The sequence below is a fragment of the Cellulomonas phragmiteti genome, from assembly GCF_016862775.1.
In the GTDB taxonomy this organism is placed as follows: domain Bacteria; phylum Actinomycetota; class Actinomycetes; order Actinomycetales; family Cellulomonadaceae; genus Cellulomonas; species Cellulomonas phragmiteti.
Genome location: NZ_BONP01000023.1, coordinates 50,772 through 61,586, shown reverse-complemented (window position 1 = coordinate 61,586; position 10,815 = coordinate 50,772). Strand labels below are relative to the sequence as shown.

Below are 10,815 nucleotides of genomic sequence, written 5' to 3'. Positions count from 1 at the left end.
CGCTCGCTCACCCCTGGAGGGTGGGTCTCTTTCATGGGTGGTGAGAGAGCAATCCAGCCGGGGTGGGGACGGTGTCGCCGCTCCGCAGTGCCCCGGCGTTCTCAGCCCTCCGGCTGGCCCGCGAGGAGCCACCGGATCGTGCGGGTCGCGCCGTGCCCGGCGGCGCGGGCGAGCGGCCCGGTGACGCGCCCCGGGCGGCGCAGGCCCAGCTCGTCGATCGCCCACGGCGGCAGCGACTCGACGGCGGCGGAGGCCAGCGCCGAGTAGCCGGGACGCAGCGTCCACGGCACCGGGGGCTCGCGCAGCAGGAACGCGGCGGCGTCGATCGCGGCCGGCGTCGCGCGCAGCACCGGTCGGTACCCCTCGATCGCCGCGGTCAGCTCCGCCACGGTCTCCGGCACGTCGACGGCCCCGAGCGCGCGCCCGACGCGCGCGGTCTGGGCCACGTACTCGTCGGCGCGGTCCGGGCTCAGGGGGTGGGAGCCGTAGCGGGTGTGCGCGACCAGGAAGCTCTCGATCTCCGCGACGTGCACCCAGCGCAGCAGGTCCGGGTCGTCGGCGGCGTACGCGATCCCGTCGGGGGTGACGCCGCGCACGCGCTGGTGGATGGTGCGGACGGCGTCGACCGCCGCCTGCGCGTCGTCGGCGGTGCCGAACACCGTCGTGGCGAGGAACGTGCTCGTCCCGGCGAGCCGACCCCAGGGGTCGTCACGGAAGTCCGAGTGGCTGGCGACGCCCGCCATGGCCGCCGGGTGCAGCGACTGCAGCAGCAGCGAGCGCAGCCCGCCGACGAACATCGACGCGTCGGCGTGCACGACCCGCACGGCCGCGTCCGGCTCGAACCACCGCGGCCCCGGGCGCCCGTGGATGCGGGAGCGGCTGCGCCGTCCGTGGGGGCCGGCGACACGGAGGAACAGCGCCTCGCCGGAGCGGGCGCGCCAGCGTCGGACGGGGTCGGCGAGCGTCACGCACCCACGGTACGGACCCGCGGCCCGACCGTCGTCCCGGGGACCGCTGCGACACCCGGTCGGGGACGGCCGGGCAGGTGGTGCCGGTGCGTGCGGGACGGCCGGGAACGGCCCCCGGGACGGACGTCGTGCACCGGACGCCGGTGACTTCCGCCTCGGCGTGCGGTCGGTGAAGGATGGACGTGACCGCGTCCGTCGACGAGGAGGACGACATGGAGACCACCCGCACCGAGCTGCCCACCGTCACCGTCGCCGCGGTCCGCGCGCCCGTGCCGATGTCCGGGCTGCGCGACTTCTACGACACCGCCTACACGCGGGTCGCCGAGGCCGCCGCACGCGAGGGCTGGGCCATCGCCGGGCCCGCGTTCGGCTGGTACCGCGGCATGCCCACCGACACCGTGGACGTCACGGCAGGCTTCCCGGTCGACGGCGTCGCGCCCGGCACGTCGTCCGGAGGCGTCGACGTGCTCGACCTGCCGGGCGGCGACGCGCTGGTGCTCACCCACACGGGGTCGTACGACGCCCTGCCCGAGGCGTGGGCCCGCCTCGAGCAGGACAGCGCAGCACGCGGCGTCCAGGCCCGCGGCGACTTCTGGGAGGAGTACGTGACCGAGCCGTCCCCGGGCGGCGACCCGGAGGCGAACGTCACCCGTCTCGTGCTCCCGCTGCGCGCCGGCGCCTGAGAGCCGCGGACCGCGTGCGAGCCGCGGCCCTCCGCGCTCAGTCGGAGCCGCCGGTCTTCCCCTCGAAGAGCCCGATCTCGTTGCCGTCGGGGTCGACGAACGACGCCCACCAGCTGGTCGCGTCGATCGGCGTCCGGGGGAGCCGGACCTCGCCGCCGAGCTGCGTGACCTGCGCCAGCACGGCCTCGATCGAGTCGACCTCGACGTAGCTGCGCGGCACCGTGAACCCCTCGCTGCGCGGGGCCAGGCCGCCTCCGCTGACCTTGTTGGGGGCCGACCACATGGGGTAGCCCTCGAAGCCGGGGAACTCGCGGATGTCCCAGCCGAACAGGCTGCCGTAGAACTGCGCCGCCGCCTGGGCGTCGCTCACGGGGATGTCGATGTGCGTGATGTCGCCGTGCGCCATGGCTCGTCCTCCTGGGTCGTCGTCGTCCGTGGTTCCAGGCTAGGACGGACCGGTGACATCGCCCAGGGAGCGGTTCCACCCGGGCTCCGGGGTCAAGGTCGGCGCCGGTCTGCCGACAGCACGGGGGAGGGAAACATGCGGGTGAGGAGCGGGCGGCGGTGTACGTTCGCACCCGGCCGGCACTCCTCGACGGTGTCGGCGCCACCACGACCGGGGGGATGGAGGACACGATGCCCACGTTGCTGCGGCTGCTGCTGCCGGACCCGCGTGCGGGACACGAGCCGCGACCCGCCGAGCCCGTGCCGTGCGCCGCCCGCCCCGGGACACCGTTCCGTCACCTGGACGGACCGTGCCAGTGCTTCTTCGGCGGTCCCGCGCCGGAGTTCCCGCCCTCGGCGGGGTCACCCGCCTGACGTCAGGCGAGCGGCGTCGCTTCAGGACGGCAGCGACTCCGCGAACCGCACGACGACGGACCCGATCCCCGTGCCGAGCGCGGCGAGGAGCGCGACCCCGGCCAGGACGAGCGTCGTGACCGCACCGCTCGTGCGGCCCTGCCGGCGGGGCGTTGCGTCCGTGGGGCGTGCGGGGTCGACCCAGACCGTCCCGTCGAAGATGTACGGCTGCCCGGGGGCGTGCACGCGGAACACCTGCATCCGCGTCCGCAGGGTCGTGCCGTCCGGGGCGGGGTACTCGACCTCGACGAGGTCGCCGCCGGGGCTCGGTGACGTCGAGAGCAGGCGCGCCGGGACCTGCACCCGCCGCACGCCGCGCGCCCGGCCGAGCGCGCGGAAGCCGATGACCGCCAGGACGACCGCGAGCACGAGGCTCCCGACGCAGGCGAGGGCGAGGGCTGACGAGGTGGTCACGCGCACACGGTAGCCGCCGGTCACCTCGGCGGGACGTCCGCCGGGGCGAGATGTCTCGTCACCTGGTCGTGGCGTATCAGGGGCGGCTCCCGCGCCTCCTGCCGACCGACGCGGGTGTCGCGTCGAGGAGAAGGAGCCGCACGTGTACCTGCCGCTGCCGACCGAGGCCGTGAGACTGCCGCTCGTCGCCCGGCCGGGCCTCCGGGCCGCCGCCGGCGGGGTCACCGGGCCGCCGGTGCCGTCGCACCTCGTGGCGCTCGCCGAGGCGCTCGGCCGGGTCGTCGACGTGCACCTGCTCACCGGGGCGGACGCCGACCCGGACCTCGCCGGCGCCGCGGACGCCGTGACCGGCGGCGGTGGCGCGCTCGTCACCACCCCGCGGACGCCGGACCAGGCCGCGCACGTCGTCCGTGTCGCGCGGGAGCACGACGCGGCGGTCGCCGTCCCGGGCGACGGCGCCGGCGCGGCAGGGTCGCTCGACGGTGCCGTGCTGGTGTCGACCGCCGCCCTGGACCACCTGACGGTCCTGCCCGTGCTGGCGCGCGCGCACGTCGGCGTCGGGGCGCGCTGGGACGACCTCGTCGCGGCCGCCGCCTGCTTCGGTCTCGTGCCGGTGGCGGCGGGGCCGCCCGTGCGGGTCGTCGGGGAGGTCGCGGGGCGCGCCCTCGACGCCGCCGGGCGGGCGGAGCCGTGGCCGGGCGGGGTGCGTGCCGTCGACGTCGTCACGGGCGACGGCACCCTGCGCCGCCTCACGCGGGCGGACGGGCCGGAGCGCATCCCGGCGGCGCGCGGCGCGACGGGGGCGCGGGGCGTCGTCGTCGCGCTCGAGCTGGACCTCGTCGAGCTGGACCTCGTCGAGCGGGAGCTCGACGGGCGGGACCCCGCCGAGCCGGCCGCGCCCTGAGGCGGCGGCGGACGGCCGGGCCCCCGGTCGCTGCCGACCTACCTCTCGAGCCCGGCCGCGGCGGCGGTGCGCAGGGCCGTCGCGACGGCGTCGAGCGCGTCGGTGCGCAGCGCCCACTGCTGCCAGAGGAGCGGGACGTCGACCGCGTCGTCGGTCAGCCTCACCAGCCGCCCGGCGCGCTCGTCGTCGTCGGACTGCTGGGCCGGGAGCATGCCCCAGCCGAACCCCAGGCGCACGGCCGCCGCGAAGTCCGCCGACGCCGGCACCAGGTGCCGCGGGGGACGCGCCGGGTCCACGCGCCGCCGCCGCAGCCAGCGGTCCTGCAGCCGGTCGTCGGCGTCGAACACGACGACGGGCGCGGCGGCGAGCGCGGCGGGCCGGACGCCGTCGACGCGCCACGCGTCGCCGAACCACCGCGCCGCGAACGCCGGGGACGCCATCGGCCGGTACCGCATGACGCCCAGCGGCTCGACGGTGCATCCCTGCACGGCCACGGCCTGCGACGTCACCGCGCCCATGACGGACCCGTCGCGCAGCAGCTCCGCGGAGCGGTCCTGGTCCTCGCGCACCAGGTGCAGCGCGACGCGTCCGGCCAGCGGGGCGAGGGCGGGCAGCACCCACGTGGTGAGCGAGTCGCCGTTGACGGCGAGCGTGACACGGGGGACGTCGGTGTCGCCCGTGAGGTGGCGGGTCGCGTCGGCGGTGAGGGCGTCGAGCTGCCGGGCGAGGCGGACCAGCGGCTCGCCCGCCGCGGTGGGGCGCACGGGCCGGTCGCGGTGCAGCAGCACGGCGCCGGCGGTCTGCTCGAGGGCCTTGATGCGCTGGCTGACGGCCGACGGCGTCACGTGCAGGGCGCGGGCGGCCGCGTCGAACGTGCCGAGGTCGGCGGCGGCGGCGAGGGCGCGGAGCTGGCCGAGGTCCCAGTCGGGCATGCAGCAACGCTAACGGTCCGTGCAGAACATTCGCTGTGCTGAACGAGCGGGGTCGCCTAGCGTCGTCGCCGTGTGGAGCTCTGCGGCAGCCGGCCTCGGCCTGGGACTGGGACTCATCGTCGCCATCGGCGCGCAGAACGCGCACGTGCTGCGGTACGGGCTGCGGCGCGAGCGCGTCGGGCTCGTCGTCGCGATCTGCGCGTGCTCGGACCTGCTGCTCATCGTGGTCGGGACCGCCGGGGTGGGCACGGTGATCGCGGCCAGCCGGACCCTGACGGTCGTGATGACCGTCGCGGGGGCGTGCGTGCTGCTGACGTACGGGGCGCTCGCCGCCCGACGTGCCGTGCGAGGGTCCGACGTCCTCGTCGTCGACGCCGACGCCAGGCCCGCCCCGCGCGCGTCCGCGGTCGGTGGTGTCGTGGCCACGACGCTCGCCCTGACGTGGCTCAACCCCCACGTCTACCTCGACACCGTGGTGCTGCTGGGCTCGCTCGCAGCGGGGCACGGCGACGCCCGATGGTGGTTCGCCGCCGGGGCCGGGCTCGGGTCCGTGCTGTGGTTCACCGCGCTGGGGTACGGCGCGGCGCTGCTGCGGCCGGTGTTCGCGCGCCCGGGGGCGTGGCGCGTGCTCGACGGGGTGATCGCGCTCGTGATGGTCGGGATCGCCGGGGGCCTCGTCCTGGATCTCGCGGCGTGCTGACCAGCAGGGATGTGATGTCGACGTGCTGTCGATAAGATGCTGACATCGCGTCACCAAGATGCGACCGTCCACCGAGAGGTCCTCATCCGTGTTCCTCGCCCTGCGCGAGCTCACCTTCGCGCGTACCCGCTTCGGACTCATGGGCGCCGTCGTCGCGCTCATCGCCGTCCTCATGGTCCTGCTGTCGGGGCTGTCCTCCGGCCTCGTCGTCGACGGCGTCTCCGGACTGCTGCGCAGCCCGTTGCACGCGGTCGCCTTCGAGGACGGCACCAAGACGGACTCCGCCTTCACCCGCAGCGTCGTGACGTCCGACCAGCGCGACGCGTGGGCGGCACGTGACGACGTCGCGGCCGCCGAGCTGCTCGGCACCGCGATCGTCAACGCCAGGAGCTCCGACGGCACCCCCGTCGACCTGACCCTGTTCGGCATCGAGCCGGGAGGGTTCGTCGAGCCCGCGGTCGGCGAGGGCCGCGCCGCCGCCGACGAGGGCGAGGTCGTCCTGTCGGTCTCCGCGCGCGACGAGGGGGTCGGGCTCGGCGACGTGCTGACCATCGACCGCGTCGGCACCGAGCTCGAGGTCGTCGGCTTCACCACCGACCAGCGCACCTTCGGGCACGTCGACATCGGCTTCCTGCCGCTGCGCACGTGGCAGGAGGTCCACTCCGCCACCCCGCCGGGGCAGACCGCGCCTCCCGAGGCGTACGACACCGCGAGCGTCGTCGCGCTGCGCGGGGTCGACGGCGCGGTGCCCGACCTGGCCGCCGGCGACGCCGTCGCCGGGACCGACGCCCGCACCCTCACCGAGGCCTTCGGCTCGTCGCCCGGCTACACGGCCGAGATCACCACGATGCAGCTCATCCAGGGCTTCCTCTACGCCATCTCCGCGCTCGTCGTCGGCGCGTTCTTCACGCTCTGGACGGTGCAGCGCACGCGCGAGCTCGCCGTCATGCGCGCCATCGGCGCGTCGACGCGCTTCCTGCTCGTCGACGGCCTCGCCCAGGCCGCGATCCTGCTCGTGGTGTCGGTCGGCCTCGGGCTGGGTGTCGGCCTGGGGCTCGGCTCGCTCCTCGTCGGGACGGGCATGCCGTTCGAGCTCGAGGCCGCGCCCGTCGCGACGGGCGCGGCGCTGCTGCTGGGCCTCGGCCTGGCCGGCGCCGCCGTCGCCACCGCCCGCATCGCCCGGGTGGACCCCGTCACCGCGCTGGGAGAGAACCGATGACCACCACCACGACCCGCACCGGGCTCGACCTCACCGACGTCACGCTGACGTTCGGCGACGGCGACACCCAGGTCACCGCGCTCGACCACGTCGACCTCACGGTCACCCCCGGCGAGATCGTCGCCGTCGTCGGGCCGTCCGGCGCCGGCAAGTCGAGCCTGCTGGCCGTCACCGGCGGCCTGACCCGCCCCACGTCGGGGTCCGTGGTCGTCGGCGGGACCGACCTCACGGCGCTGTCCGGCGCCGCCCTGGCGCGCTTCCGGCGCGAGAACCTCGGCTTCGTCTTCCAGTCCGGCAACCTCGTCCCGGCCCTCACGGCGATCGACCAGCTGCGGCTCGTCGAGAAGATCACCGGACGCCGCGCCGCGACCCCGCCCGAGCAGCTGCTCGCCGCCGTGGGCATGGCCGAGCACGCGGACCGGCGCCCCGGGAGGCTGTCCGGCGGTGAGCGGCAGCGCGTCGGCATCGCACGGGCCCTCGTCGCCTCACCGTCCGTGCTGCTCGTCGACGAGCCGACCGCCGCGCTCGACCGCCGGCGCAGTCATGAGATCGTCGAGCTGCTCGCGCGGCAGACCCACGAGTTCGCCGTCGCGACGGTCATGGTCACCCACGACCACGACGTGCTCGAGCACTGCGACCGCGTGCTCGAGATGGTGGACGGTCGACTCAGCGCCGTCTGAGCCCGGAGGAGGGCAGGTGCCCCGGATCACGGCCCGGTCGGTGCCCGAGCACCGCGAGGCGCAGCGGCGCGCGATCCTCGACGCGACGCGCGCGCTGCTGACCGCCCGCCCGGACGTCGAGCCGACGTTCGCGGACGTCGCCGCCCGGGCGGGCCTGTCGCGACCGAGCATCTACCACTACTTCCCCACGCGGGACGACCTGTTCCAGGCCGTCGTGGTGGAGACGCTGCCGCGGTGGCGTGAGGCGGTCACGGCCGCGACCGCCGCGCAGGACGAGCCGATGGCTCGCGTCGCCGCGTACGCGGACGCGAGCCTGACGCTCGTCGCGCAGGGCGAGCACGCCGTCATCAGCGCGCTCGCGTCGTTCAGCCCGCGCGCGTTCGCCGACCCGTGGGTCGCCCGGATGCACGGCGAGATGGTCGAGCCGCTGGTCGCGGCGCTGCGCGACGCCGGGGTCGAGCACCCCGAGACGCTCGCGGAGCTCGTGAACGCCGTGGTGCACAAGGCCGGGGCGATGGTCGAGGCCGGGGCCGACGTGGCGCTGGTGCGCGGTGCCGTGCGCAGCCTGCTGGCGCCGCTCCTCCCGCAGGGCCCGCAGGTCTGAGCACGCCGGCACGCCGGCGCGGGACGGACGTCCTCGCCCCGGCGCCCCGGACCGCGGGACGCTGCTGCGATGGACGTGCTCACCACCGACCGCCTCACGCTGCGGCCCTTCCGGGTCGACGACGGACCCGCGCTGCACGCGTACCTCGGTGACCCGCAGGTCGTGCGGTTCGAGCCGTACGACGCCCCGACCCCCGCGCAGTGCGAGCTGCTGGCGCGGGAGCGGTCGGCCGACGACCGGTTCGTCGCGGTGTGCCGCGACGACGTGCTCGTCGGGAACCTCTACCTGGCGCCGACGGGCCAGCCGCGGACGTTCGAGCTCGGGGTCGTCCTGCACCCCGCGCACGGCGGCCGGGGGTACGCCACCGAGGCGGCGCGTGCCCTGCTGGACCGCGTGTTCGCCGCCGGTGCGCACCGCGTCGTCGCCGGCTGCGACCCGCGCAACGCGCCGTCGTGGCGCCTCCTGGAGCGGCTGGGCATGCGTCGCGAGGCGCACCTGCTCCGGGCGGTGACGTTCCGCTCCGGGCCGGACGGCCGGCCGCTGTGGCACGACGCCTACCGGTACGCGGTGCTCGCGGACGAGTGGCGGGCACGCGCGGACGGGGAACAGACCGGCCCCCGGTGACCGTTGCGCCCCTCATGCGTGCCATCACCTACGACCGCTACGGCGGCAGCGACGTCCTGCAGCTCACCGACCGGCCGGAGCCCAGGCTGGGCCCCGACAGCGTGCTCGTGCGGGCGCGCGCCGCGTCCGTCAACCCCGTCGACTGGAAGGTCCGGGCCGGCTACCTCGACGCCCTGATGGACGTCCAGTTCCCCGTGGTGCCGGGCTGGGACGTCGCGGGCGTCGTCGAGCGTGTCGGGCAGGACGCCACCGAGTTCGAGGTCGGCGACGAGGTCTACGGGTACGTGCGTCGCGACTGGGTCCACGGCGGCACGTTCGCCGAGCTCGTCGCCGCGCCCGTGCGCACCCTGGCCCGCAAGCCCGCGTCGCTGACGTTCGAGGAGGCCGCAGCGGTACCGCTCGCCGGGCTGACGGCGTACCAGTCCATCGAGCGCGCGGGCGTGCACGCCGGGCAGACGGTGCTCGTGCACGCCGCTGCGGGCGGCGTCGGGCAGTTCGCCGTGCAGATCCTGCGGGCGCGCGGGGCGCGCGTCGTCGGGACCGCGTCGGCGCGCAACCACGACCACCTGCGCGGCCTGGGAGCCGAGCCGGTCGAGTACGGCGACGGCCTCGTCGACCGGGTGCGGGCGCTGGCACCCGACGGCGTCGACGTCGTCCTCGACTACGGCGCGGACGACCTCGTGGGCACCACGCGGGCGCTCCTGGCCGACGGTGGCACGGTCGCCTCGATCGTCGAGGCCGCCGCCCGCACCGAGCTCGGCGGGCACCTCGTGTGGGTGCGGCCCAGCACCGCGGACCTCGACGCGCTCACGCGGCTGATCGACGACGGCGCCGTGAAGGTCGACGTGGCGCAGGTGTTCGACCTCGCCGACACCGCCGCCGCGCACGACCTGGTCGCCGAGGGGCACGTGCGGGGGAAGGTCGTCGTCCGGGTGTGACGTCGTCGAGCGCGGCGATCGAAGGACTGGAGAAATCTGTCGACTGTCGATAGATTCCTCCCGTCCACCGATCGAGGAGTGCCGATGCGCCACCTCACCGTCCTCGCCCTGCGCGTCGTCGTCGTGCTCGCGCTCGCCGGGTCGCTGGCCGTCCAGGTCGTCCTGGCCCCGCTGCTGTGGGTCGACCTGGAGGAGGCGCCGCCCGGCGTCCGGGCGCCGGTCGTCGCGATCTTCGTGCTGGGCCTGGTCACCCTGCAGGTCTGCGCGGTGTGCGTGTGGCGCCTGCTGACGATGGTCCGGCGCGAGGAGGTCTTCACGCCCGCCGCGTTCCGGTGGGTCGACGTGATCGTCGGCGCGATCGCCGCCGCCGCGGTGCTCGCGCTTGCGCTGGGGGTGGTGCTGGCGCCGGGGGAGGCGGTCGCGCCCGGCGTGGTCCTGCTCATCGGGGGTGCGGCGCTCGTGCTCGGGGGCATCGCGCTCGTCGTCCTGCTGCTGCGCCTGCTGCTCGCGCAGGCGGTCGACCGCGACACCGAGGCCCGGCAGCTGCGCGACGAGCTCGACGAGGTGATCTGATGCCGATCGTCGTCGACGTCGACGTCATGCTCGCGCGGCGCAAGATGTCCGTCGGGACCCTCGCCGAGCGCGTCGGCATCACCCCCGCCAACCTCGCGGTCCTCAAGAACGGCCGCGCCAAGGCCGTCCGGTTCACGACGCTCGCGGCGCTGTGCGAGGTGCTCGAGTGCCAGCCGGGCGACCTGCTGCGCTGGGAGCCGGACGGCGAGCCGGACGCGCCGGACCCGGCGTAGCGGCGCCCCGGTACCCTCGCCGCGAACGCCGAGGGGGCACCGATGGTCGACTACACGACGCCGCGGGCGTACCAGCGCAGCACCGGCAGGTTCTTCACGGTGCTGCACCGGCGCGCTGCCGACCACGCGTCCGCAGCGGCACCCCACGGCGGCCGCGTGCTCGACGTCGGCTGCGGTCCCGGGATGCTCGTGCGGACGCTCGCGCGCCGGCGTCCCGACCTGCACGTCGACGGCCTGGACGTCACCCCGCAGATGGTGGAGCACGCGCGGGCCGTCCTCGCGCGCGCCGGGGTGGCGGGCCGCGCGGCCGTCGTCGTCGGCGACGCGGCCGCCCTGCCCTACCCGGACGCGTCGTTCGACGTGGTGACGTCCACCATGAGCTTCCACCACTGGTCCCCGCTGGACCGGGCCGTCCGCGAGGTGCTGCGCGTACTGCGCCCGCGGCCGACGTCCCGGGGTGGACGAGCGAGCGTGTGCTGGTGCGC

General features: G+C 75.9%; 15 protein-coding genes and 1 pseudogene. 12 read left to right on the top strand and 4 right to left on the bottom strand.

Going from position 1 to position 10,815, the window contains the following annotated elements:
- Positions 1 to 101: 101 nt before the first annotated feature.
- Positions 102 to 968: an oxygenase MpaB family protein gene (locus Cph01nite_RS15590; RefSeq protein WP_203675609.1), complete on the bottom strand. Its 867-nt coding sequence runs from the start codon at positions 966 to 968 to the stop codon at positions 102 to 104.
- 176 nt (positions 969 to 1,144) lie between these two features.
- On the opposite strand from Cph01nite_RS15590, the gene Cph01nite_RS15585 reads away from it, so the two are divergent.
- A complete protein-coding gene (locus Cph01nite_RS15585; protein WP_373307592.1) occupies positions 1,145 to 1,651 on the top strand; it encodes a GyrI-like domain-containing protein in 507 nt (168 codons plus the stop codon).
- A 37-nt stretch (positions 1,652 to 1,688) separates the two neighbouring features.
- Here the strand turns inward: Cph01nite_RS15585 and Cph01nite_RS15580 are convergent, their stop codons facing one another.
- The gene (locus Cph01nite_RS15580; RefSeq protein WP_203675608.1) at positions 1,689 to 2,057 is read right to left on the bottom strand and encodes a VOC family protein; all 369 of its coding nucleotides are present in this window, start codon (positions 2,055 to 2,057) and stop codon (positions 1,689 to 1,691) included.
- Between the two features lie 230 nt (positions 2,058 to 2,287).
- Here Cph01nite_RS15580 and Cph01nite_RS15575 point away from each other — a divergent pair, with 230 nt between their 5' ends.
- Positions 2,288 to 2,470 (top strand): hypothetical protein, encoded by a 183-nt coding sequence (locus Cph01nite_RS15575; protein WP_203675607.1) that lies wholly within the window; start codon positions 2,288 to 2,290, stop codon positions 2,468 to 2,470.
- A 21-nt stretch (positions 2,471 to 2,491) separates the two neighbouring features.
- On the opposite strand, the gene Cph01nite_RS15570 is transcribed toward Cph01nite_RS15575, so the two are convergent.
- A complete protein-coding gene (locus tag Cph01nite_RS15570; RefSeq protein ID WP_203675606.1) occupies positions 2,492 to 2,923 on the bottom strand; it encodes a hypothetical protein in 432 nt (143 codons plus the stop codon).
- A 142-nt stretch (positions 2,924 to 3,065) separates the two neighbouring features.
- Here Cph01nite_RS15570 and Cph01nite_RS15565 point away from each other — a divergent pair, with 142 nt between their 5' ends.
- Positions 3,066 to 3,827, top strand: coding sequence for an FAD-binding protein (locus tag Cph01nite_RS15565; RefSeq protein WP_203675605.1), 762 nt, complete (start codon positions 3,066 to 3,068; stop codon positions 3,825 to 3,827).
- Between the two features lie 38 nt (positions 3,828 to 3,865).
- Here the strand turns inward: Cph01nite_RS15565 and Cph01nite_RS15560 are convergent, their stop codons facing one another.
- Positions 3,866 to 4,759: an ArgP/LysG family DNA-binding transcriptional regulator gene (locus Cph01nite_RS15560; protein WP_203675604.1), complete on the bottom strand. Its 894-nt coding sequence runs from the start codon at positions 4,757 to 4,759 to the stop codon at positions 3,866 to 3,868.
- A 70-nt stretch (positions 4,760 to 4,829) separates the two neighbouring features.
- On the opposite strand from Cph01nite_RS15560, the gene Cph01nite_RS15555 reads away from it, so the two are divergent.
- The 9 genes and pseudogenes from Cph01nite_RS15555 to Cph01nite_RS19335 form a co-directional block, all read left to right on the top strand.
- Entirely contained in the window at positions 4,830 to 5,459 is a 630-nt protein-coding gene (locus Cph01nite_RS15555; protein ID WP_203675603.1) for a LysE/ArgO family amino acid transporter, read from the top strand.
- An 88-nt stretch (positions 5,460 to 5,547) separates the two neighbouring features.
- Positions 5,548 to 6,678, top strand: a complete 1,131-nt coding sequence (locus Cph01nite_RS15550; protein ID WP_203675602.1) for an FtsX-like permease family protein — start codon at positions 5,548 to 5,550, stop codon at positions 6,676 to 6,678.
- Complete coding sequence (locus Cph01nite_RS15545; RefSeq protein ID WP_203675601.1) at positions 6,675 to 7,358, top strand: ABC transporter ATP-binding protein; 684 nt, start codon at positions 6,675 to 6,677, stop codon at positions 7,356 to 7,358. The genes Cph01nite_RS15550 and Cph01nite_RS15545 overlap by 4 nt, the downstream gene beginning before the upstream one ends.
- Positions 7,359 to 7,374: 16 nt before the next feature.
- On the top strand, positions 7,375 to 7,962 hold the full coding sequence (locus Cph01nite_RS15540) for a TetR/AcrR family transcriptional regulator (RefSeq protein ID WP_203675600.1): 588 nt from the start codon (positions 7,375 to 7,377) through the stop codon (positions 7,960 to 7,962).
- A 69-nt stretch (positions 7,963 to 8,031) separates the two neighbouring features.
- Positions 8,032 to 8,586: a GNAT family N-acetyltransferase gene (locus tag Cph01nite_RS15535; protein ID WP_203675599.1), complete on the top strand. Its 555-nt coding sequence runs from the start codon at positions 8,032 to 8,034 to the stop codon at positions 8,584 to 8,586.
- Between the two features lie 14 nt (positions 8,587 to 8,600).
- On the top strand, positions 8,601 to 9,524 hold the full coding sequence (locus Cph01nite_RS15530; protein WP_203675598.1) for an NADP-dependent oxidoreductase: 924 nt from the start codon (positions 8,601 to 8,603) through the stop codon (positions 9,522 to 9,524).
- Positions 9,525 to 9,608: 84 nt separating this feature from the next.
- Complete coding sequence (locus Cph01nite_RS15525; protein ID WP_203675597.1) at positions 9,609 to 10,097, top strand: DUF2975 domain-containing protein; 489 nt, start codon at positions 9,609 to 9,611, stop codon at positions 10,095 to 10,097.
- A complete protein-coding gene (locus Cph01nite_RS15520; RefSeq protein WP_203675596.1) occupies positions 10,097 to 10,330 on the top strand; it encodes a helix-turn-helix domain-containing protein in 234 nt (77 codons plus the stop codon). The genes Cph01nite_RS15525 and Cph01nite_RS15520 overlap by 1 nt, the downstream gene beginning before the upstream one ends.
- 42 nt (positions 10,331 to 10,372) lie before the next feature.
- Positions 10,373 to 10,762: pseudogene (locus tag Cph01nite_RS19335) on the top strand (class I SAM-dependent methyltransferase); the annotation flags it as partial.
- Positions 10,763 to 10,815 lie beyond the last annotated feature (53 nt).